The sequence below is a fragment of the Sphingomonas sp. M1-B02 genome (genome assembly GCF_026167525.1).
Taxonomy (GTDB): domain Bacteria; phylum Pseudomonadota; class Alphaproteobacteria; order Sphingomonadales; family Sphingomonadaceae; genus Sphingomonas.
In genome coordinates this window covers 1,195,222-1,218,142 of the sequence record NZ_CP110679.1, presented here as the reverse complement: position 1 = coordinate 1,218,142, position 22,921 = coordinate 1,195,222, and the positions used below count along the sequence as shown (strand labels likewise).

The following is a 22,921-nucleotide window of genomic DNA, read 5'->3' as shown; positions in this document are numbered from 1 at the left end:
AGTGGAGGTTTCTCCTTGGCGAAAGCAAAGACTCCCGCGGACCTGACCATCACGCCGCGCGACCGCCGCTTCGGGCGCGACGCGGCACAGACGCGCTGGTGGTTCAACGGCGATCCGGTCGCCACCGCGTTCCACAACGCACTCTCGATCACCTTCCCCAAGGGCGAGGCCTTCTTCATCGAATCGGTGAAGGCGTTCCGCGACGGCGCATCGCCGCGGCTTGCGGCCGAGATCAAGGCATTCACGCTGCAGGAAGTGATGCACAGCCGCGAGCATGTCGCGTTCAACAGGCGCGTGATCGAGGCCGGCTACGATCTCGAGCCGCTCGAGCGCGTGGTCGACGAAGTGCTGGCGGTGATCCGTACCCGTCCGTCGGTGGTCAACCTCGCCGCGACGATGGCGCTGGAGCACTATACCGCGATCCTGGCGTCGATGATCCTGAAGGACGATCGCTACTTCGCCGGCGTCGACCGCGAACAGGCCGAGATGTGGCGCTGGCACGCGATCGAGGAGCTCGAGCATAAGGGCGTGGCGTTCGACACCTGGATGCACGCGACCGCCGGCTGGAGCCGCTGGCGGCGGTGGAAGCTCAAGTCGATCATGATGCTGCTGGTGACGATCAACTTCTGGCGCAAGCGCGTGGCAGGCACGCTGGAGCTGCTGCGCCAGGACGGCATCACCGGAGCGGGCGCGGTGGCGCGGGTCTGGTGGTATCTGCTGGGCAAGCCGGGGCTGCTGCGCCGGATCTTCCCGGCCTGGGTCGGCTATTTCCTGCCGGGCTTCCACCCCTGGAACCATGACGATCGCGCGCTCATCGGCAAGGCCGAGAGCGCCTATGCGGCGGCGGTGGCGTGACTCAACAAAGCCCCTCCCCTTCAGGGGAGGGGTTGGGGGTGGGGGCGGTCTCACCGAGACTGTCGCCCGCGGGTAGCCCCCACCCTAACCCCACCCCTGAAGGGGAGGGGCTTTCAGAAGATCAAGCCGCCATTCGCGCGTGCGGGTCTTCGTCGCATCGATTGTCGTCCTCCGAGAGGTCGAGCTCGAAGCGGGCGCTGGGCACCTCGGCCCCGCGGCCGCGCGAATATTGCGGGACGATGCGCCCGGTGGGCCGGAAGCCCAGCTTGCGCAGGACTCGGCCCGAGGCGGGATTGTCGATGAAGTGCCCCGCGGTCACCCGGCGGACGCCGATTGCCTTGGCCACCTGGAGCACCGCCTTGCCGGCCTCGGTCGCATAACCGCGGCCCCAGGCGTTCGGCGTCACCCAATAGCCGAGTTCGTGCGGCTCGTCGCCGATCGCGTGCAGGCCGATCCCGCCGACCAGCCGTATCGCGCCTGCGTCATGCTCGAACAGCAGGAATACCGGCTCGTCGGACGTGGCGAAGCTGGCGGCGAAGGTCTCCGCGGCTTCTATCGGGTAGGGCCAGGGCGCGCGGGCGAGATTGCGCACCACGCATTCATGCCCGATCGCCTGCGCCAGCGCGGGCGCGTCCTCGGGCCAGCCGGGCCGTAATGTCAGTCTTGGCGTACGCGCGAACATGACCACTCTCCTCGAGTCGGCGAGACTGCCCTGCCGCGTCACCGTGACGCATTCGAGACAGTCCGCAGGGGAGGGAGCATGAAAAAAGGGAGCCGGGGTGACCCGTCTCCCTTTTTCGGATTTCGTGCGAAACCCCGGATCACCCTGGTGGGCAACCCGGCTGGTTACCCGATGTTATTCGGCCGCTTCCGCAATCATGTCTACCGAACAGAATTTACGGCCGAGGCGGCCTTCCTTGAACGAGACGCGACCGTCGGTAAGCGCGAACAGCGTATGGTCCTTGCCCATGCCGACATTCGTACCCGGATAGAATTTGGTGCCGCGCTGACGCACGAGGATGTTCCCCGCGATCGCGACTTCGCCACCGAACTTCTTCACGCCGAGACGACGGCCTGCCGAATCGCGACCGTTGCGCGAAGAGCCGCCTGCTTTCTTATGTGCCATTTGCTCTAACTCCTGACTTTGAAAGGCTTACGCTTCCGCGGCCGGGGCGGGTGCCTCGGCGGGAGCTGCGGCTGCCTTCTTGGCCTTGGGGGCCTTCTTCTCTTCCTGCTGCGCACCGATCGCGGTGATCTTCAGGATCGTGTGATTCTGGCGATGGCCGTTCTTCCGGCGATAGTTATGCCGGCGGCGCTTCTTGAAGATGATGACCTTCTCGCCCTTCGCCTGGGCGACGATCTCGGCGGCGACCGTAAGGCCCTCGACCGACTTCAGCTCGCTGCCTTCGCCTGCGAGAAGGACGTCGCCCAGCGTGATCGACGCGCCGGCTTCACCGTCGAGCTTCTCGACTACGATTCTGTCTCCGGCGGCTACGCGATACTGCTTGCCGCCCGTGCGCACGATAGCGAACATGGGTCTCTTCTCTAACAAAAGCATGTGCCCGCCAGGGAAGACCCCGGCAGGAGGAAGGGCGCAGCTAAGGGAAGCGGCCTGCGCTGTCAAGCCGGGTGGGCGCAACCGAAGCGGCGAACCGGCTTGTGCGGCCGCATATTTTATGGCCGCTTATGGCATCCACTATATCGGGGACATTGCCGTGAGAGAAGAGCATGCATAGCGTCCCGCTCCCGGCGCCGCGCGTTGCCGGCCGGGACGACATTCCCGCGCTGGAGGCACTGATCCGACTGTCGGCGCGGGCGCTGAGCCAGGGTCATTATGAAGAAGTGCAGATCGATGCGGCCATCACTTATGTCTTCGGCGTCGACTCGGAACTGGTCGCCGACCGCACCTATCTGATGATCGAGGAAGCCGGCGTGCCGATCGGCTGCGGCGGTTGGAGCCGGCGGCGCACCCTCTTCGGGGGCGACCGCTTCGGCGGGCGCGACGATGCGATGCTCGATCCGTCGCGCGATGCGGCGCGAATCCGCGCCTTCTTCGTCCACCCCGATCACGCCCGGCGCGGGGTGGGCGCGGCCTTGCTTGCCGCCAGCGAGGCCGCGGCGATCGCTGCGGGGTTCGGCGCGCTCGAATTGATGTCGACGCTTCCGGGCGTCGCTTTCTATCGCCGCGCAGGCTTCGTTCCGGGCGAGCAGATCCTTCACAGGGCGGGGGGTGTCGCAATTCCCTTCGTGCCGATGCGCAAGCGGATCGGCTGATCCGGCCGCAGTGTCACAAACCCGTGCAAATGCGGGTGACCCAAATGTCACCATGACGCGCCTGCGACGGGCTACAAGCATAGAGCATTGCCTAAGGTGTTGCGAAAACAGGAAAACCTTCCGATCTTCATAGAATTGACAACGTTACAACTTCGCGTAGCTTTGATGTCGGAGGGGATGCCCGAAGGCGGTTGGAAACCGTAATCAGGGGGTATCTCGATGAGGCAAGGAAACACCGCTTCTGGTCGTCGCGCGCTGTTCGCGTCGACGGCAATCGCAACCTCGCTACTGCTGGCCGATGTCGCCAGCGCCCAGACCACCGAACCGATCGCCGAAGTTACAAGCGCGCAGGACGAGGATCCCCGAACGGGCAGCGAAATCATCGTGCTGGGCACGCGCCGCACCGACCGGACCTCGACGACGTCGGCATCGCCGGTAGACGTCATCAGCTCGGAGGAACTGGCCACACAGCCCGCCGCCAACCTGATGGACTCGGTCAAGAATATCGTCCCGTCCTTCTTCGTCGGCCAGAACACCATCTCCGACGCATCCACCTTCGTCCGATCGCCTTCGCTGCGGGGCCTTTCGGGCGATCAGGTGCTCGTGATGGTCAATGGCAAGCGCTACAATCGATCGGCGCTGGTCCAGGTCTATGGCGGCAGCGATACCGGCCTGGGTCGCGGCGCGCAGGGTCCGGACATTTCGGCGATTCCGTCGCTCGCGATCGGCAGCCTCCAGGTGCTGCGCGAAGGCGCCACCGCGCAATATGGCTCGGACGCGATCGCCGGCGTGCTCAATTTCGGGCTGAAGGAAGGCACCGGCTTCGAGATCGTCGGCCGCGCCGGGCAATATTATGCGGGCGACGGCGAAAGCTATCAGATCGCCGCCAATGCCGGGGTCGCGGGGAGCTGGGGATTCATCAACCTGACCGGCGAATATTATGACGATGCGCAGACCAGCCGCGGCGTGACGCGGCCCTCCGCCGCCAATTTCGCGACCAACTTCCCGGCGCTGGCGGCACAGCTGCCCAATTATCCGCTGCCGGTGCAGATCTGGGGCTCGTCGCCGGCGCACGGCTATAAGGGTGTCCTGAACGCCGCGCTCAACGTCACCAGCGACAGCAAAATCTATTTCTTCGCCAACTATGCGAAGTTGCACGGCAATCAGAGCTTCAACTATCGCCCCTCGGTCACCAGCAGCGCGGTCGATTCGAACGGCGTGGTCCGGAGCCAGGGCGCCAATGCGCTGTTCAACAACACCTTCTATCTGACGCCATGCCCGACCGGGAACGCGACCTGCCCGGCCGGCGGATTCGTGACCGGCGGCCAGACGTTCCGGTTCAGCACGCTTTATCCCGCGGGTTTCACCCCGCGTTTCGTCGGCGAAACCGAGCAGATCTATGGCGTGCTCGGCTACAAGGGCACGATGGGCGGCCTGAACTACGATCTTTCGGGTACGTGGGCGCGCAACAAGCTCACCTTGTCGATGTATGATTCGCTCAACGCTTCCTATGGCCCGGCCACCCAGACCAGCTTCGAGTTCGGCGATCTGGTGCAGGAGGAAATCAACGCCAATCTCGATCTGAGCTATCCGCTCGAAGTCGGCTTCGCCAGCCCGCTGACGCTTTCCGCGGGCGCCGAGTTCCGCAAGGAAACCTATGAGCAGACGGCAGGCGATCCGCAATCCTATGGCGCGGGCCCCTATGCGGTCGCACAACGGCTGTACACGCTGACCGCAACTCCGGGCGTATATGTCGCGGCTGGAACGTCGAATGCCCAGGGCGTCGGCGCGAGCGGCTATGCCGGCACCAGTCCACAGACCGCCGGATCGTTCAGCCAGGAAAGCTATGGCGGCTATATCGGCGTGGAAACCGATCTGACCGATGCGTTCACCGTCGGCGCTGCAGGCCGCTACGAACATTACAACACGTTCGGCAGCGCCTGGGTCGGCAAGGTCAACGCGCTCTACAAGTTCAGCGACGTCATCTCGATCCGCGGCAGCATCGGCACCGGCTATCACGCGCCGTCGCCGGGCCAGTCGAATGTCTCGATCGTCACGACCTCGTTCAACAACGGCGTCGCGTTCCAGGCCGGCACCTATCCCGTGAACACCGCAGTCGCGCAATATTATGGCGCCACCACCCTGACCCCGGAAAAGTCGACCAATTACGGGCTGGGCTTCATTCTCGAGCCGGTTTCGGCGATGACGCTCACCGTCGACGCCTATCAGATCAATCTGCGCGACCGGATCGGTCTTACCTCGCCCCGCGTCGTCTCCGCGGCAGACTTGATCGCACAGCCTTCGCTGATCGCCGTGGGCCTGGGCGGGCAGGTGCAATATTTCACCAACGGCTTCGATACGCGGACGCGCGGCGTGGACGTGGTCGCCACGTATCGCGCCACGATCAGCGAGGCCGATCTCGCATTCTCGCTGGCCTATAATTACAACAAGACAAAGGTCACCGAGTTCGACGCACGGGTGATCAGCCAGGCGCAGCGGATCGATGCCGAAAATCTGGCGCCGAACCACCGCGCGGTGTTCAACGTCAACTGGTCGCTGGGCGCGCTGAGCCTGAATGTCCGGGAGAACTATTACAGCTCCTGGGTGAGCGCGCAGGATTATGGGCAGACCAACGGCGTCGCCAATCAGACGTTCGGGGCGAAATTCACCACCGATCTCGAGCTGAATTACAGCTTCGGCGAGCATTATACGCTGAGCGTCGGCGCGCAGAACTTTACCGACGAGAAGCCGGATCGGCTCAAGGCCACCTCCACCGTCTTCCTGTATCCGGTCACCGGCGGTACCGCCGATGGACAGGTCTATCCGCGCAGCGGCGGGCCGTTCGGCGTCAATGGCGGCTTCTATTACGCCAAGTTCCGCATCAAATATTGATGGCCCGGGTCCCGGGGGCGGCGCTCCCGGGACAAATTCTGTATCAGTGCCGGTGCTCGCGCTTCAACTTGTAGCGACCGCCGGCAAAATCATCGAACAGCCCCCCGATCGCCGGATGGTCGACCGGCTCGTCGCTCTGGTCGACCACCAGGTTCTGCTGGCTGACATAGGCGATGTAGCTCGACTCGGCATTCTCGGCGAGAAGGTGGTAGAATGGCTGGTCCTTGCGCGGGCGCACGTCCTCGGGGATCGAATCGTACCATTCGTCCGAATTGGCGAAGACCGGATCGACGTCGAAGATCACGCCGCGGAAATCGAACAGCCGGTGGCAGACGACATCGCCGATCGCGAAGCGCGCGTGCGAGACCGGCGGCATCGGCACCGCGGCATCATAGGGCAGGGGGGCATTGGGCGCACGCGTCATACCAACAATCTAGTGTCTCCGCCGCGCCGCACAAGCGCCGCGCTTGTACAGCCGAAATCATTGCGCTAAGGGCCCCCGCTCATCGACCGGTGGCGCCCCCAGGGATGGCATCAAATGACCTCGCGGAGAGGTGGCAGAGTGGTCGAATGTACCGCACTCGAAATGCGGCGTGCCCTCACGGGTACCGTGGGTTCGAATCCCACCCTCTCCGCCACCTAGTCCTCCTCTTGAGGACATTCCCAGACCTCAGCGCCAAACTCGCGCCGAACTGCGGCGTTTCGAGTCTCGTTCGGTACTTCGGAGAGCAGCGTCGCTGCCAGATTTCCCGCAATCTCCTCAAAATTCTCCGCGGCCTATCGAGGCGGTACCGAATCGAATTCGATCGCCTGCGCCGCACAGCTTTTCTCTGCCACGGGACCTACGGCAGGCAAATCTATCGAATTTGCAGCGACGCAGTCACGTGGCGCCCATGAATTCCCATTGAGAGTCAGGCACTTTGGTCTCGTTTTCCCTGTCGGCGCTGGCAGCGAAGCGGCAACGAAGCAGCAGGGAAAGTACAGTACAGAAATCACGGCCACTAAGTTGATTGACAATGAAAGTCGTCTGTCTTAAGTTGTCGGAGCCTAGCTATCAGTTTCCTGTAGTATTGATCGTTGAGCGATGGTACTGACCCGACGTCGATCATGTTTGATCGGCGTTGCGCGTTGGTATGTTGATCGCTTGGATCGGACAAGCTCCACCGTTGCAACCCGTTGCACTATCGTGTGGAGCTTAGGACTATGAAAACAGACAATGGTCGCACGCAATTAGGCTTGGCATCGCAAGGTGCTGTGCCACCGCGTCATCACAACTTCCGGCTTGGCCCAGTTGAGTACGTCAATATCGAGCTGCTAAAGAGCTATGATCGCAAATTGCGGAAGCGCTCGCCGCAGGCGCTCGACAAACTCAAAGCCTCGGTATCGGCATTCGGCGTCGTCTTGCCGATCCTCATTGATAAACATCGGGTCATCGTTGGAGGGGAAGGCATCGTCGAAGCCGCACGCGCGGCTGGGCATCGCGAGGTGCCGACGCTGAGCATCGAGCATCTCGATGCTGCTGATGTTCGGCGGCTGCGCATTGCGCTGAACAAGCTCGGGGAGACGTCGGAGTGGGATAAGGTCGAACTCGCGCACGAGTTCGGCGAACTATTGTCGCTCGATGTCGACCTCGACCTCACCGACACCGGGTTCGACACAGTCGAAATCGACAATCTGGTTCATGCGCCTGTGACGCTGGACGAGGAAGACGCGGATGACGAACCCGTTCCGATCGGCGTTCCGGGTAGTGCGGTCTCGCGGCTAGGCGACCTCTGGGACTTGGATGTGCACAGCGTCATGTGTGCATCCTCGCTCGAGCCTGAGAGCCTAGCGGTGCTGATGGGTGCCGAGCGCGCTCGGATGGTGCTCACGGATAGTCCCTACAATGTGAAAATCGACAAAAACGTCAGCGGCCTTGGCCAGAACAAGCACCGCGAGTTCGCACAAGGCAGCGGCGAAATGAGCGAAGCTGAGTTCATCGACTTTCAGACGCGCAGCACCAAGACGTTGGCTGCCTTCTGCGTCGAGGGCGCGCTGCTTTATCTGTATATGGACTGGCGGCACATTTGGGAGATCACTTCCGGTATCCGGGCCGCAGGGTTGTCGATGGTCAATCTGGCCGTCTGGGTGAAGAGGTCCGGCGCGATGGGCTCGCTGTACCGTTCACAGCATGAGTTGGTGTTTGTCGCGAAGAAGGGGGATGCCGCTCACCGGAACAACGTCCAGTTGGGAAAATACGGTCGCAATCGGACAAATTGCTGGTTCTACCCCGGCATGAACACGTTCAGCGCGGAACGCGCCGAACTTCTCGCGATGCATCCCACCTGCAAGAATGTCTCCATGCTGTCGGACGCAATCCGTGATGCATCGGATCGCGGAGAAATCGTGCTCGACGGGTTTCTCGGCAGCGGGTCGACCTTAATCGCTGCTGAGCGAACGCATCGCGTTTGCCGGGGGGTTGAGCTCGACCCCCTCTATGTCGATGCGATCATTGCTCGCTGGGAGAAAGCAGCCGGCAAGCGCGCGACCCTGCGTTCGACCGGTGAGACTTTCCTCGAAGTCGCATCGCGACGCGCTTCGGAGGTGGAGGTCCCCCGGCCCGATGTGATCGCCCGCCCGCGACTGCGCGCCGCTGCTTGATTGCTACCCTTATCGAAAGATCTGACCGTGCCTATCCGTCCCAAGAACCCGCAGACCTCTGCCACTTCGCCTTCCATTGTTCCCGCTATCGGGCCCAGCATTTCGCCCCGGTTTCGCAAACGCGTCATCACCCCCGCGCGACCGCCGTCGCCGCCGCAATTCCAAGCTTCTGACAGCCCTCACGCCAGCCCGAACCGGCCGCACCACAAAGTCGACCGCTCGACCGACAACTGGGACGAGAATGGTGAGTACATCGTGGGCAAGGGCCGCCCGCCCAAGCGGCACCAGTGGAAGAAAGGGCAGTCGGGCAACCCTGAGGGGCCGAAGCCGCGCGAGAAGCTCGACCCAGATGCTGAGTTCAGCCAGCTCGTCCTTGCACCGTTCACGATACGTTCTAACGGCGCTGAGGTGACGACGACCCTCGGCGCGTTCGCGCTGAACCTCCTCAAGGCGAATGCCGCCAAGGGTAACAGGACCGCGCAGATGGACCTGCTCAATCTCTATATTGGGCGAATGGCTGGCGCATCCCGAGACCCGGCCTCGGGAGAGACTTCCGCACAAGAGCAGGAAATGATCGAGGCAATTCTCGATGCGGCCGGCTTCTCCTCCGATCCAGTATTTCGCGCTTCTCGAGGCCAGAATGAAGAGCCGGAGCAATGAGCGCGCCTATTCTGCTGACGCAGGCAGCAAAGCGCCGATTAGCTGACGAGCTAACCCGGCGCTCGCTCAGTCATTTTCATCGAGAGGGATTTCGCATTCTCAAGGGCGAGGCGATGACACCATGTTCGCATATCGAGGCGATGGTGCATGTGTTGGAGCAAGTCGCGCTGGGAACGATAAAGAAGCTGATTATCACACTGCCGCCCCGTCACGGGAAGTCGGTGTTGGTATCGGGCACATTCCCTTCGTGGGTGCTTGGCCATGATCCGAATGCTAAGATCACCATCGTCAGCTACGGCCGAGAATTGTCAGTGCCGTTGGCGGATCAGTCGCGAACCATCATGCGCGATGCGCGGTACCAGCGGCTGTTTCCGGCCACGAAGTTCAAAAAGGGCAAGGACAAGAGCGAGCATTTCGAGACCACGGGCGGAGGGGGCGTTCGCGCCGCGTCCAAGTCCGGTGCGATGACCGGGCTCGGCACCCACCTCATGATTATTGACGATTTTCACAAGGCTGGAGAAACGCTGTCGCCGGTCGAGCGCGAGAACGCCATCGAGACTTTCCGCACGACGTTCCTCAACCGCTTCGACAATCTGAATGACGGCCGCATCGTAATCGTGCAGCAGCGCATTCACGAGGAAGATTTGGTTGGATGGGCGCTGCGCAACGGCGACTGGCACCATCTGTCGTTGCCCGCTTATGCCGAACAGGACGAAGAAATCCTCCTGCCGCGGGGGCAGGTCTGGCTCCGCAGGAAGGGCGATGTGCTTGCGCCCGCATTGGCCTCGCGCGAGTATCTCGAGGAGATGCGTACCGCTATGGGGCCACGCAACTTTGGCGCCCAGTTTCAGCAAAACCCGACTGTCGCCGATGGCGGACTTATCGATCTCAACTGGTTTGGCCAGTACGAGGATCTGCCGCGCAACTACTTCCACAAGCTCGTCCAGAGCTGGGATCCCGCGGCTACCGATAGGATAACGTCCGATTTTTCCGTGGGTCACACATGGGGGTTCCGCGACGGACAATGGTATCTGCTCGATGTGATCCGCCAGCAGCTCGCCTTTACCGATCTGACCTCTCGCGTGCTTGCATGGCATCGCCGCTGGAAGGCCGATGCCCTGATTATCGAAGGCGCCTCAATAGGGCACGCGCTCTTCGATCAGGTCCGCGCCGCGCGGCTGCCCGGCATCCTGCGTTGCCCTAGCCCACGGTTGTCAAAGATTGATCGGCTGGCAAACTGCACGGTGCAGCTTCAGTCGGGAGACTTTTCCCTGCCAGCTTCGGCCGATTGGCTGCCGGCTCTGCGCCATGAGTTGCTGGCATTCCCAGATGGTCGAAATGACGACCATGTCGATGCACTGACGCAGTTCGTGGAATTCGCCTTCGCTGAGGGCGCGTGGGTGCAGGAGCAATACGGTCCGAATGGTCGCCGCATTCGTCCGTCGAGGCCCGCTCGCCAGCCCCGCTATTACGATGGAGATACTCCGTCAGGCCGGTCGTGGTGAGGCGGAAGCCCCTCGGGGTAGGTGTCCGCGAAAGGCTGTCGAAGGGACGCAGGGTCCATCGACAGCCTTTCGTACCATCGGTTGCCGTCCCCCGACCGGTGAAGCTCAAGCAGGCTCAGCCACGACTCTGGCTTCTCGAACCGGTCATGTAGCGCGCGGTGACAGTACCGGCAGACGTGGTAGGCGGCGAGCGGGTCGGCGTAATTCTCGTCGTGGAGCCAGACATAGTTGGCGGAGCCGCGCTGCGGGGTGATGTTACAGATCGAGCAGGTGCGGGGTTTAGCAATTGCTCCGGATCGAATGGCCTCGCGCTGCACCGGCAGTGGAGCTAGCCGCTCCTCCGGGCTCCAGCCATTATACCAGTCCATTTGCCAGCGGCCGCCCATCAGAGTGCTCGTTTGATTTCGATTGGGTTGCCGGCCGCGGTTTCGAGGCTCAGTGTCGGGGCAGGGCTTTCGAGGATCTTGGCCATCGCGGATCCCAGGCCGCCCAGCGCGATACCGTTGACCTTGGTGATTACGGTGCCGGCGGTGAGCCCTGTGCCGTCGGCCGCTGACCCTTTGCCGATGGCGAGCACGTACGCGCCCTCGGGCATCGCTCGGATCGTTAGGCCGAGCGCTGCGATCGACACGTCCTTTGGCGCATCCATGACTGAAGCCGGCGGCAGCGTGCCGCGCGAAACCAGTTCTGCGCAGACGAGGTTGGTCAGGCTGTTGGTTGACTTGTCGCTGATGTGGACCTTCTTGACCTGATCATAATCGATCACGATGCCAAAGTTGATCACGGAGCGGCGGCCTTGGCCTGGCACGGTCGCGCGCAGGAGCCCGCAGGTGGCGTAACCTGGGAACTTGCCTTTGTGAAACCAGATGAACTGCGCGTAGCCGTTGGGCCACTCAACCGCCCAGTTTTGCGGGTCGGGAAGCTTGGCGCGAACAGCTTCCTCGCCAAGCTTCTTATAGCGTTCCCACTCCGGCTCTGGACCGTAGACATATTTGTCGCGAGCGAGCGCAGGCAAGCCTGTCAGTAGCGCCAGGGCGGTGGCCAGCATCATTAGCGCTCGCGTCATTGCGTGCTCCCCAGCTTCAGAGCCTTGCCGCCGATGATCGTGAGCTCTGCGCTGGCGCCTGCTGCATCAAGTACCTTGAGCATGGCGTCGCCCATACCTTGGAGCGGGATGGCGTTGACGCTGGCGATGACCATGCCGGGCTTGAGCCCCGCCAAGGCTGCTGGGCTGTCCGCGACGACTGCGCTCACATAAGCACCATCAGGCATCGAGCGAAGCGTCAGCCCCGACGCCGCGCCTTGGGTTGTTGATGCTCCAGTGGTTGGCTGAGCAGCCGCGAGGGGCGGCAAGAGACCCGAGCGAAGGGCCGATCCACATTGCTCGGAGATCATCCCGCCCGCGCGCTTGTCGATCTCGGAGTAAATCACCCGGTCGTAGTCGATCACCACCACAAAGGTGCTGGCGCCGGTGTATCCGCCCATCCGGTTGCGCGCATTGACCGTGCCGCACGCGACATAGCCTCGCACCCTGCCTTCGAGAAACGGTTTGAACCCGCCCTTCATATAGCCGCCAAGCCAGTTGATGCGGGCGGACTCAGGATCGATCAGGCGAGCGGTTATGGCCGCTTCCCCCTGTTGTCGGAACGTCTCCCAGGCCGGCGCTGGACCATGTTTGTGGCTCTCGTCCTGCGCCTGAGCGTTGCTGGAGTAAGCCCCGAGCAGCAGCGCCGACGCGGTGACAGCGGTTCTAAGCGTCCCGGTCATGCCGCCAGCTCCTGATTGAGCCGCTGCAATCGCGGGCGCAGGCTGTTGACGAACTGGTTGGCGGCCCGAGCCATCCATTGGCGCTGCTCGGCTTCGCCGGCTTCATTGTAGGGCTGGGGGGAGGGTGTGGTGAGGCTCAGCATCGGCGCGACCCCGGTCGTCCATTCAGGCGCTTCCAAGCCTGCTGCTGCAAACTCAGCGTCGATAACGTCACGCTCGCTCAGGAGAGGATCGAACGCTGCGCGCGCCTCGACATCGGGAAACCGGACCTGGGCGCCGAGCTGACCAGCTCCAGCGCTGCTACGATAGACGTTGACGTACAGCCCGTCCGGCAGGGGCACGCGGATCCAGCCATTGCCGCCGTTGCGCGGCGGGGGCTGTCCAGGATCGTCGAAGTTGGTCTCAGCGATGAAGCGATCTGCGAACATCCGCCAGCGACCACCCGTGTCAGACGTAGCGCGAGGGGAGGGCGCCGCCGGCGAGCCGCTCTGCGCCTGTTCCAAGACCTCGAAAACGATGCCGGGCACTTCGCTGCGGATAACATGTCGCTCGATCGTGGTCGTCTGTGCGAGCACCCGCGGCTGCACGATGGCGTGCTCGGTGCCGGCAGAATCGGTCAGGCGATATTCTGCCATCTCCACCAGCCCGAAGCTGAACGCGAGTCCAGGCTGGTTGCGTAGATATTCGCCGATCCGCCGCGTGCCCTCAGCGATGCCGTCGCCGACCACCAGTAGCAGGAAGCGTCCTGCGGCAAGGTCGCGAGTTACTCGGTCGACAAACTCGGCCTCCTCGAGCGTGCCACCAGCTTCCTGTGCCAGCGCGTAGAGGACATTGCCGTGCCGCCGGGTGGCGATGCTGACTTGGCGCTGCAGATCCTCATAACCGTAGCGGCTAAGCTCGCGGGCATAGTCGAGTATCTGGCCGACGACTTCGCGACGTGCCTGCGGGTTGCGCCAGAGTTTGCACTCGACAACCACCAGCCGGCCGGCCTCGTCCATCAGCAGCACATCGACAAAACCGACCCCCGGGATCGAAAGCTCGCGCGTGACGGTGACTAGCCGACCGTAGCTGGGATCGAGATCATGCACTGGCAGGATCGCCGGATGATCCGCGATTAGATCGCGCAGGGTCGCTTCGCGCCGCGCCTCACCTTGCGGCACCCGGCGGACCACCTGTGCCGTGTCGTCATTAAGCAAAACCAGCGTCATGGCGCCTCTCCCGTCTGGGTGCGCCACTGACCTGCCTATCGGCTTCCGCGTCGCACCTATGTCCTCTCGGGGCGACGGCCTGAAGCCGGATGTTGAGAACCTGGTCAGTGATCAGGCGCATGCGCCTTTACCGTTGCCGGCTGGACATACGCGCATGCCACCCGGCCTCCAGCATCGCTGGTGACCGAGTTTCACTGTTCGAGGTTCTCACGCCCCGCCTTCGGGCTTTCACCGAAGGCAGGGGCAATTTGCTCGCTATGCGAGACGACGCAAGTCAATTCGACGGAAGGGGGATTGAATGACCCATGTTCGCGGACGACCGCTATGCGTGGACGCATCAGATGGAGGATCGTCTCTGTGCGCCGTGCAACCACCTCCGCCCCGCGTGAGATTGTCCCGCCGATGAAAGGATATTTAGCTCTATATTATTTTCATAGCCCGCTACGGCAGCTTTGCGCCCATATCGGTCGTTCGCCCGCCAAATCGGCGCTCCCGAAAGCTGCCGTTTACCGCGACCGTCATGACGGTTCTGCTCCGCAACGACTTTTTACCTTCTAAGTTTACCATCTAAGAGGGTAAGCAAGCTCAGGCCATCGGACGCGCGGGCGGGATTAGCTGGAGTTCGGTCGCAGCCGGTCCGGTCCTGCGATGAGCTTACGGCAGAGCCCATTACGCGCGGATAGTGCCCATCTGCAATGGGTTCAGTGAGCGACCTCCACCAATTCAGCAGAACCCCGCGGGTGATGTAGGCGAAGGTGTGGAGATACATCGGAAGGTCTTCGGCGAGCCACGTCGCGCTGTAAGACGAAGCTGCGAGGCCGGTCGGCCTTTCCTCTACGCGACCGTCGTCGCTGTAGGACATTGGCGGCATACACATCGGATGCGGAAACGGCGACCCGCCATGTAGCGCTCTCGATCGATAGTCGTAAATCTTGTCGATAGCGTCGCGATAATTCGCGTCATCAAAATCGAACTGGCCAAATTGGGGTCTGTCGGCCGGAGGATGAGGCTTAAAACGCCGACAAAAGCCACGAAACTTGCTCGTGGCGCCGATCACCTTGCGCATCTCGGCTGCAACATCTGCGACAAGCTTTTCATCCGCCTTTTCACGCAACCGCCGGACCATCTTTGGATAGCTAAGTTCTAGTCGCTCGACCGGCGATAGTTCGACTATATCCCAATGGCTGGCGGCGGTTTCGATCGCCGACACAAACAACAGCCACGCCAGCTCAGGTGCGGTGTCGGACAGCCATAGCGCTTTCTGGTAGCTGCGGGCACTTTTCACGAGCGCCGTCACAGTCTCCACCGTCATATCCGGCAGGGTCGACAGAAGCTCGATTTCTCTGAGATCGCGCTGCCCTAATAACGTCGGAATCTGCGCTGCCTGGACACGCGGCGGCTGCACCGGCAATCGCCCTGCTGAATGGGTACGTGGTCGGCCGAGCGGATCGCCATGAACCTCAAATTCACGGGTCACCGGCCCTGCAATGACTCGAGCACCGAATATCACGGCAACGAGAGCTGCCACTTCGTCTTCTAGCCAGCCGCCATGATAATGCTCGGCATCGGTCACCGTCATATCGGGGTGTTCGCCCGTCAGATGCTGGTCCACCCGCAAGGTCAGCGCCGGCTTCCACTCGTACCTGCCGCCGTCAAACGTGGTCCGCGCGACAGGATTCAGAAGACTATAGGGACCGTAGCCAATTGCCTCGGCGACAAACCAGACATCGGAAAACAAGCTGCATTCGGTAATCCCAAGGCGTGGCGCGCCGCTGCGAGCCGCGCGCCAATTGCGCCATATGCGGGGCGCCCGAGGTGTTGGCACCTCGACCAACGCCGGTTCTTCTCCATCATCGTGCTCGGACATCTCGCCTCCTACCTCATCGCACTTTGGTGATCGGAAATGGCGAGCGCGCCCGATGCCAACGCTGCGAACGCAGGCCCGCTGTCTTCCAGGAAGCGGTAGAATTTTATCGTGTTACCCATGCCGACCTCGTCTTCGCTAATCGGCTCCCAGCCAGGCCCTGGAACAGAACTCCAGGTGTCGATCGAAGGAGTTGCGATGCTCCCTTTGAAATCTTCCCCGGTGAAATTGTATGACCCGTTTACCAGCCACGCTTCGGTGCGCGCACGGAAGATCGCCCATTGGCTTTGAACACCAACGCGCACGGTCTCAACGCCATCAGCCTCGGCGAGAGTGACAATATTCACGCGCACCGGCATCGCCTTTTCGCCGACCGCCTCTTGCAATGCCGGGAGGTCGCTGGCGAACGCCGCCGCCAGCGCGCGATGGACCGGCAGCGTCTCGCCGTCGATCACCGTGTCCGCATTGAGCAACGCCTTCCAGTCGACCGTTCCTGTCAGGCCGGTCGCCACGAGCTGGATACGCTCATCCAGAAAATAGGCGTCGAAGAGCAGGATCGCGGGGATCGGCGGCGGCTGATTGGCCAAAAGCACGCAGGCTGAGATGCCCCGCGCTTTCGCCTTGGCGAGCGCATCTCTCGTGAAGCCCGACGCGCTGTAAATGATCCCCATGTTCGCGCCGGAAGAGCCAAGCTCGCCAAGGAAGGCATCCACCTGCTGAACGGTGACCTTGCGCGCATATCGCTTGCAGCTGACGAGGATCTTGACAGCGAAGTGGCCGCCGATCAGCGCTTCGATCCAGACATCGCGCTGGCGTCGCGAGCCGATATCGACATCGAGGGTCTTCGCGTCGTGTGTCACCTTCGCATCGGGCGCAAGCGCCTGACATAGGGCGGCGACGGCCCGTTCGAAATCTTGCCACGGTGCGCTCATTTGCCGCTGAGCCCGACGATCGGACGCAAATGACCGCTGCCATCGCGCAGCACGAGTAGAAACACCGTTCCCGCGAGCCCGGCGATGTCGGCGAGAATGGCGACCGACGCGAGGGTGATGGTCGTCTCGGAATATTGCGACGGCGTGGGAACGACCCGCGCCGCCACGAACAGGACGACCAGCAACGCGACAATCGCGACGAGGCCGGTCGTCAGTCGAAGCTTGAACCACAACGAATCGTGCGCTTTCAGCTGGTCGAACGTCTCGCGTTCCTGACGCAGCCGCTCAGACGCACGACGCCCCATCATTCCTCATCCTCGGCATCGAGTGCCTGACCTTCACGGATGGCTTGCGCGATATCACGCTCCGCATCCTTCAGGATCGCCTCGTAGAGAGGATAGGCGGGTGAGAGACGAGGCATGGTGCTGAGCACGGCCTGCGCGTCATCCCGGGCTTTCAGATCGCGCGGCATCGGTTCGCCTCGCGTACCCGATTTCATACCGGACATAGCGGCCGCAGCAAGCGCGTCGATCGCCCAATTCAATGCCTCGCTATCGGCTGCCGCACACCGGTCGAGATAGCGTTCCACAAAGCGCCGCTGCTTGAAGGCGAACAGATGGTGCGTGTGGCGCACCAGCTTCGAGATCCACTTCAACTCGACAACGCCTGCTGCGTCGAGCTTGCCATCGAGAAACTCGACCACGAGATCGGCGTCGATGTCGAACATGCCTGCGACCAGTTCAGCCGCGCGATAGACTTTATAGCCGTCGTCATCATCGTGCTGGCGAAGCCATGCCCAAGCACGATCGAGCACCCGCGCTGCGTCGGCAGACTTGTGAAAGCCAAGCTTGCCCTCGTGGAAGCGGTAACCGAGCAGTTCGATGTCACCTTCCTCCTCGCGGAGCGCTCGGTCAGTGCGCTGGAACAGGAAGTCGGCGAAGGGCACGGGGAAGTGCTCGGCAAGTCCGCCGAGCAGCGATTCCACCCAGTGACCCTGGAAATCCTTGATGTCGCGCATCCGCGCCAGCAGCTCTTCCACGTCGTTCGTGTCGAGAAGCGCTACAAGTTTGCGGCGCCGTTCCAGCAGCAAGGACGCGACTTCGCTGAGCAAATCGGGATGTTGCTCAAATGGCGCCAGGAGGGCGATCGCCTTCACCTGCTGATCGGTAAGGTCTTTCGACCAGCGAAGGGCCGCGAGCGCCGAGCGGGACACAGCCACCTCGGCACTCGACACGGCGCGGCGCAGCAACCGAAGATCTTCCGCGGTGAAAGCTCGCGTCAGCGACCCGAGCGCTGCCACGGCGCGCGCTGCCATGTCTGCGTCGCGCTCGAGAAATCGCTCGATCTGGCGGCGACCATCGGCAGGCTCAAGATTGAGCAACTGGGCCATGGCGCCCCAAACGAAGCTGCGAAACGGTGATCTGGGATCGGTCGCCGCACGCACCAGCAGCGCGCGGACGAGCGGTAGGTCATCCTGCAAAAGGGTGTTGACCAGCATGTAAGCGGAGCCATCGCCGACTGCGGCCCGAGCCAAGTCGGCCAGCGCGTCCTCGAGCTGATCGAGCAGGTTCTCCGCTTCTGGCCATGTTTCCTTCAGCTCGTTTGCGAGCGCTGGCAGCCATTTCTCGACATCGTCCTCTTCCGCCTCACGGGCGATCTGGCTGCGAAAAGCAAACCGGGCACGATCGACCATCGCTGCGCGCAGGCGGAAGTTCAGGTCGTTAGGAAGGCCGTCGAGGAAGCGGTTCGCTGCGTCGCCAGGCTTCCCGCCGCCATATTGAGCGTACCAGCTGACCGCATCCGCGATGGCGAGCATCGTCGTGGCCGATAGGCCGCCGCGATCCATGATCGCGGTGACCACCTCGATCGTGGCGGCGAACTCCGCCTGATATTGTTCGCGCAAATTCTCTGGCGGCGACATGCTGCCGATGCCGTAGGGCATCCTCAGCGCATCGTGGAGATAGCGGGCAGCGATAGCGCCGACTCGCGGGTTGCTATGTTCCAGCAAGCCGACAATCCGGTCGATCACAGCGCGCCGCAGCGGGAGCGCATATTCGTAGGTTACGAATGCGCTCGAGAGCATGATTGCCCGCGCACTGGCGCGCGATTTGTCTATCGTACCTTTCAGTAAGGGAGCGACGATCGAGAGTGGCGTGTGCGCACCGTCCCACGCCCGATCGTCGTCCATCAAGTCAAACGCAAAGGCAGCAATCTCTTCGTTGAATTCGCGCGGCTTGTGCTCGGCAAACTCGCAAAGCTCGGATAACGCCCGGATCGGATGACCCGGGTTGGAGCCGGTTTCGCGCGTATCGGTTTGTCCCATCTCCCAAAGCAGCTGCAATGCCTCGCGACGGTAGCGCTCGGTGTGCGCGATATTCGAGAGAATCGGCGCTGCCTCACGGAAGGCCTTACCGCCACGGAGCCGGTCGCTGACGAAGCGTAGCGCCTGCGCCGGCTGATAGATCGCTACCGCGCGTACAGCCTCGATACGAGGATCCCAGTCATAGTCGATGTCGCGGAAGCGAGCCCAAGCGGCCTTGAGCAAATTGCTGTTTGTGGGATCACCGCCATGTCGGCGCCAATCGAGACGCCCCAGATTGACCATCACCTGAGTGAGCAGGCGATCGTCGATGGCATTGATGACACGTTCGGCGAAGAGGCTGAGCCGCCCGTCGTGCTGGATGCAGATATCGCCCTGTCGCTCGCCGACCTCTTGCGGATGGTCGCCGAAGCCGCGCCCAAGCAGACCTACCTGTTCATCGACGCGTGCCAGTCAGGGGGGTTAATCTCCGATCTCAACGTGATCCTGAAGTCGGAGGTGATGGGAGAGCTTGGAACCCCCGGAGTAACCCTCGTCGCGACTGCCGCCGCCAATCAATCAGCATATGAGGTGGGCGGGCACGGCATAGGCACCACCGCTCTCCTCGACTGCGTACGTGGCGACGTCTTCCTGCAGGATGCTACGCCTGCACTCGACCTGGTCGAGATCGGACGCGCGGTGTCGGAGCGAGTGGCCGCCGGCGGTCAAACGCCAGTCGTGTGGGGTCTGAACCTCTACGGCCCTTCCAGTTTCTGTCGCAACCCGCACGCCGGATCCGGTGATGCTCCGCTTAGAAGCGTGCTCGTCGGGTGGCCGGACTCCGCTACCTCCGCCGCGATCCGGGAGGGGCTGCCGCAGTTGTGGGAGCCCTACGTCGACGTCGCGACGGATTGGGAGCCCCGCAAGTTCCTCGCCCGACTCGAGCCCTTGCTGGCACGTCTCGGCGAAGATGCCGAAACGGCGATTGGGCTGGTGGCGCGGATCGAGGAGTCCTTTTCCAACCGCGCGCGAAGTTCGAGGGACCGATTCCGTGAACTCGAGGTCCGCGCAGCGTGTGCGGTGGCGCTGCTTCCTAGATCAGGACAGCCGGCGGTGGACCAATGGCTAGCCACGTCATGCAGCGGTCTTGCGGGTATGGCGGAGGACGCAGTGGGTGACGTCGTCGCTGCGATCGCCGGATACGAGTTCGCGCTGATCAACGGAGGTCTTGGCGAACTCTACCGTCTTCCCCTGAGGCTGTCGAAGTTGCTCGGCTGGGCCGCCTTCGCCGTTCACGCTCGGCGGATCGCAGGCGAATGCGGATCGTCTGCGGCGGAGAGGCTCGACGATCTCTACTCACGGATTTTCGCGACGTATTCCCTGTCGCTGGTGTCGATGAGCGATTGCCAAGCTCCTGACGTTCTCATCGCGCTCACGGCATCGTCGCATGCAGGTCTTCTGGATCATGGCGAGCGGCTACTGAGCCACATGTTCTCGTCAGCAGTTCTTTGCGACGGGCGGGTCGCCCGGTCCGACCTCGATCCAAGCAAGCAGCTGTCGTATCTGGTCGCGCGGACAGGGTCCGGGACGGAGCCAAACCTCGAACTCGTCGCCCAGCCGACCGAACTGGTTCTGGCCTTGCTTAGGGCGTCACGGCTTTTCGACCTGTCCGAGCATTTCGATCGGTCGCTCGCTCAGCTCGACCACCTCGCTCTGAACGCCTACCTTCCTGAGACTTATCTGACCTTCGGCGAGGAACATATCGCGAGCGGTGTGAACTCCGTCTTCCAAATTGGACATGACGTATGGAGCGTTGCCGAACTGGAGGCGGCCTGGCCAGACTTCCCAGCACCTTCCGGATCTGGGCAGGCGATGGCGGCGATTTTAAGTTCGCTGCTCTTCTCGGATCGCGTCCCATGGTTCCTGTTGCCGGTTCCGCAGCTCATTGAGCGTTAGCGCAATATCCTCGGCGCTCGGTTCCTAGCCGATCCGCTACAATCATTACGACGTGGAAAAAGAGGAATGGTAGGTTCAGACAAATGCCGACGCGTTGCACTCTGCGGCGGAATGGCGACATCTGGTTGAAAACGGTGGAGCGCGCGGCTCAGCTCTGAAAAGCAGCTTTCCTTCTTCGATCGTCTGAAACCCGCCAGTCCGCAATTGGTCCAGCTCCCGCCTCCAGCTTGCACATGAACTAGCGGCAGCTTTCGGTGGCCGAATTCGCGCCGCTGAAGGTCACCTTTGTTGGCAATGCTCGTCACTGACCGAAATCTGAGCCAAATGCACTTGTCGAATTCGCCACCGCACCCTTTTTACAGCCATTCTGTCCGTCCCAACCGTCTGGATGCCCGATGCCGATCAAGCGCAATCTCAAGCTGGTCTCGAACGAGCAATTGCAGGAGTTCTTCGACCTTTTCGAAAGCATGACGACGGTCGTCGAAGGTGGAATCAGCTTTCCGTCCTTTCGAGCATTCGACAACTTTGAGGAAATTCTTCCCGACGCCTTCACCGTCAAACCAGGGCTGAGACGGTCGGCGGCAATTCGAATTTTTCGCAAAGCACTCTACGATTGCCGTCGAGAAGGTCCTCTAACGGCCGACGCCCTGATCGCGCGAGCTGAGGAAATCTATCGGCAAAACCGCGATGTCCGTTTGAAGGAGTTCACCCTGTGGACCAAGATCAGGATTCACGGGATCGACCAGACCCAGATTCTGAAGTTTAAGTGGGGCGATGTTTCGATCCGTCTTTGCGGGCAAATGCCGAAATGGCTTCGGCTAGCGCCGTTCCACAACTCCAACATTGGAGCTGTCGTCCCCGATACTCCGACACGGTCCGGTTACATAATTCTGAGCTGCCGCGAACGCAAGGAAGACGACGCGGTCGACCGGATGTTGGACGCACTCAACCTGCTCATGGCCTTGATGAACATCTACCAAACCCGGGGCAGTTGGACGATCATGTCGGGCAATACCTGGACGGCGGGCCAGTTGCGCATGGGGCCCTTCCAATTTGTGTTTCAAGATCGCAAGTTCCTCGGCGAAAACCGTATCTGGTACGACCCGAATTACGACGAGGCGGCGTGGAATGCGCCGCACCCCGGTATGGACAAGTATCTCCAGATCGTGCCGTTCACCCGAAAGGCACTGTCCGCGCTCAACAGCCATCCTCTCAAGCACGTCCTCGTACCTGCTTTACAAATCTCGCAGGATGCCTTCGAAGCGAGCGAAGGAAACCACCGGCTCCTCCGGTTTTGGACAGCGCTGGAGAAAATCTATGTCGAGGACGGGGCCAGAGATCGCTCGAACCAAAAGGTCATAGATCGAGCCACGTTTTCAGACGCCGATCATCACCTGACGCGTTGGCAACTCGGCCATATCTCCCGACTTCGAAACGAGCACGTCCACGCCCGCGGGCACGGCGATGCATTCATGGAGCAAAGCCAGGTTCTGCGCGACCTGTTCACGCGCCACATCCTGCACTGGATCTTCCATGGTCGCACGTTTGATAGCCATGAGGAGCTTCTCGCCTATGTCGATCTTCCCCGAACGGACAAGGCCTTGAAGCGAGCGCGAAAGTTGGTGGATCGGCGGCTGGCCTTGAACAGGAACAAGTGAGTCAACCGCGCTTCACGAGAGGCAGGACACTCTCACAATCGTGGCATGCGGATGGGCATCTAACCGTGCCAATGGGCATCGCGGTGCGACGCCAGAGTAAGGTTGCTGGGACGACTATTCGGCGCCGTCGGTACCGCCAAAGGCTTGCCGGCGAGACCGGCATAGTCGGTGAACGCTCGTCTGCTATCAGGGAGCCAATAAAACGCTCTGGACGTCTGCTATGTCGGCGCGTCCCGGCGGACGGGCTGAAGAGACCCGAATGACTGGTATCGTCTGGAGCAGACGTTCGCGTCGGCCGATCTGAATGACCGGCTCTGGTCGTTTCCCGCCGTTTGAGGATATCTCGCACCAACGGCAGCTATCGGCTGGTGGCGGTCCAAAAGCGGACCGGCGGCTAGCGGCCCAATAGCG

At 62.0% G+C, this 22,921-nt stretch carries 19 protein-coding genes and 1 tRNA gene; 9 read left to right on the top strand and 11 right to left on the bottom strand.

The features are described 5' to 3' along the window. Positions 1-15 precede the first annotated feature (15 nt). Positions 16-855, top strand: coding sequence for a metal-dependent hydrolase (locus OKW87_RS05785; RefSeq protein ID WP_265543028.1), 840 nt, complete (start codon positions 16-18; stop codon positions 853-855). Between the two features lie 121 nt (positions 856-976). Here OKW87_RS05785 and OKW87_RS05780 read toward each other — a convergent pair whose 3' ends face one another. The 3 genes from OKW87_RS05780 to rplU form a co-directional block, all read right to left on the bottom strand. Next, on the bottom strand, positions 977-1,537 hold the full coding sequence (locus tag OKW87_RS05780) for a GNAT family N-acetyltransferase (RefSeq protein ID WP_265543027.1): 561 nt from the start codon (positions 1,535-1,537) through the stop codon (positions 977-979). A 174-nt stretch (positions 1,538-1,711) separates the two neighbouring features. Continuing rightward, positions 1,712-1,981, bottom strand: a complete 270-nt coding sequence (gene rpmA, locus OKW87_RS05775) for a 50S ribosomal protein L27 (protein ID WP_265543026.1) — start codon at positions 1,979-1,981, stop codon at positions 1,712-1,714. 27 nt (positions 1,982-2,008) lie between these two features. Continuing rightward, complete coding sequence (rplU, locus tag OKW87_RS05770) at positions 2,009-2,389, bottom strand: 50S ribosomal protein L21 (RefSeq protein WP_265543025.1); 381 nt, start codon at positions 2,387-2,389, stop codon at positions 2,009-2,011. A gap of 194 nt (positions 2,390-2,583) precedes the next feature. On the opposite strand from rplU, the gene OKW87_RS05765 reads away from it, so the two are divergent. Beyond that, positions 2,584-3,129: a GNAT family N-acetyltransferase gene (locus tag OKW87_RS05765; protein ID WP_265543024.1), complete on the top strand. Its 546-nt coding sequence runs from the start codon at positions 2,584-2,586 to the stop codon at positions 3,127-3,129. 219 nt (positions 3,130-3,348) lie between these two features. After that, positions 3,349-6,021 (top strand): TonB-dependent receptor plug domain-containing protein, encoded by a 2,673-nt coding sequence (locus OKW87_RS05760; protein ID WP_265543023.1) that lies wholly within the window; start codon positions 3,349-3,351, stop codon positions 6,019-6,021. Between the two features lie 43 nt (positions 6,022-6,064). Here the strand turns inward: OKW87_RS05760 and hspQ are convergent, their stop codons facing one another. Further along, a complete protein-coding gene (hspQ, locus tag OKW87_RS05755) occupies positions 6,065-6,445 on the bottom strand; it encodes a heat shock protein HspQ (protein ID WP_265543022.1) in 381 nt (126 codons plus the stop codon). Positions 6,446-6,569: 124 nt separating this feature from the next. Here hspQ and OKW87_RS05750 point away from each other — a divergent pair. The 4 genes from OKW87_RS05750 to OKW87_RS05735 all read left to right on the top strand — a co-directional run bounded on the left by OKW87_RS05750 (position 6,570) and on the right by OKW87_RS05735 (position 10,826). Then, positions 6,570-6,659, top strand: a tRNA-Ser gene (locus tag OKW87_RS05750). 565 nt (positions 6,660-7,224) lie between these two features. Next, positions 7,225-8,661: a DNA modification methylase gene (locus OKW87_RS05745; protein WP_265543021.1), complete on the top strand. Its 1,437-nt coding sequence runs from the start codon at positions 7,225-7,227 to the stop codon at positions 8,659-8,661. 27 nt (positions 8,662-8,688) lie between these two features. After that, a complete protein-coding gene (locus OKW87_RS05740) occupies positions 8,689-9,321 on the top strand; it encodes a DUF5681 domain-containing protein (RefSeq protein WP_265543020.1) in 633 nt (210 codons plus the stop codon). Next, on the top strand, positions 9,318-10,826 hold the full coding sequence (locus OKW87_RS05735) for a phage terminase large subunit family protein (protein WP_265543019.1): 1,509 nt from the start codon (positions 9,318-9,320) through the stop codon (positions 10,824-10,826). Before OKW87_RS05740 ends, OKW87_RS05735 begins: the two co-directional genes overlap by 4 nt. Before the next feature lie 385 nt (positions 10,827-11,211). On the opposite strand, the gene OKW87_RS05730 is transcribed toward OKW87_RS05735, so the two are convergent. From OKW87_RS05730 to OKW87_RS05700, 7 genes are all read right to left on the bottom strand, one after another. Beyond that, a complete protein-coding gene (locus tag OKW87_RS05730; protein ID WP_265543018.1) occupies positions 11,212-11,877 on the bottom strand; it encodes a PDZ domain-containing protein in 666 nt (221 codons plus the stop codon). Positions 11,878-11,888: 11 nt separating this feature from the next. Then, the gene (locus tag OKW87_RS05725) at positions 11,889-12,593 is read right to left on the bottom strand and encodes a PDZ domain-containing protein (RefSeq protein ID WP_265543017.1); all 705 of its coding nucleotides are present in this window, start codon (positions 12,591-12,593) and stop codon (positions 11,889-11,891) included. Continuing rightward, positions 12,590-13,801: a hypothetical protein gene (locus tag OKW87_RS05720; protein ID WP_265543016.1), complete on the bottom strand. Its 1,212-nt coding sequence runs from the start codon at positions 13,799-13,801 to the stop codon at positions 12,590-12,592. Before OKW87_RS05720 ends, OKW87_RS05725 begins: the two co-directional genes overlap by 4 nt. Positions 13,802-14,348: 547 nt before the next feature. Continuing rightward, complete coding sequence (locus tag OKW87_RS05715) at positions 14,349-15,668, bottom strand: hypothetical protein (protein ID WP_265543015.1); 1,320 nt, start codon at positions 15,666-15,668, stop codon at positions 14,349-14,351. Positions 15,669-15,676: 8 nt separating this feature from the next. Next, positions 15,677-16,597: a restriction endonuclease gene (locus OKW87_RS05710; RefSeq protein WP_265543014.1), complete on the bottom strand. Its 921-nt coding sequence runs from the start codon at positions 16,595-16,597 to the stop codon at positions 15,677-15,679. Continuing rightward, entirely contained in the window at positions 16,594-16,905 is a 312-nt protein-coding gene (locus OKW87_RS05705) for a hypothetical protein (RefSeq protein ID WP_265543013.1), read from the bottom strand. The genes OKW87_RS05710 and OKW87_RS05705 overlap by 4 nt, the downstream gene beginning before the upstream one ends. Then, on the bottom strand, positions 16,902-19,205 hold the full coding sequence (locus OKW87_RS05700) for a hypothetical protein (RefSeq protein ID WP_265543012.1): 2,304 nt from the start codon (positions 19,203-19,205) through the stop codon (positions 16,902-16,904). The genes OKW87_RS05705 and OKW87_RS05700 overlap by 4 nt, the downstream gene beginning before the upstream one ends. Here OKW87_RS05700 and OKW87_RS05695 point away from each other — a divergent pair. Both OKW87_RS05695 and OKW87_RS05690 read left to right on the top strand, forming a co-directional pair. Further along, on the top strand, positions 19,167-20,852 hold the full coding sequence (locus OKW87_RS05695; protein ID WP_265543011.1) for a hypothetical protein: 1,686 nt from the start codon (positions 19,167-19,169) through the stop codon (positions 20,850-20,852). The two genes, OKW87_RS05700 and OKW87_RS05695, sit on opposite strands and share 39 nt — an antisense overlap. Before the next feature lie 395 nt (positions 20,853-21,247). Further along, complete coding sequence (locus OKW87_RS05690) at positions 21,248-22,510, top strand: hypothetical protein (RefSeq protein WP_265543010.1); 1,263 nt, start codon at positions 21,248-21,250, stop codon at positions 22,508-22,510. Positions 22,511-22,921: the final 411 nt, after the last annotated feature.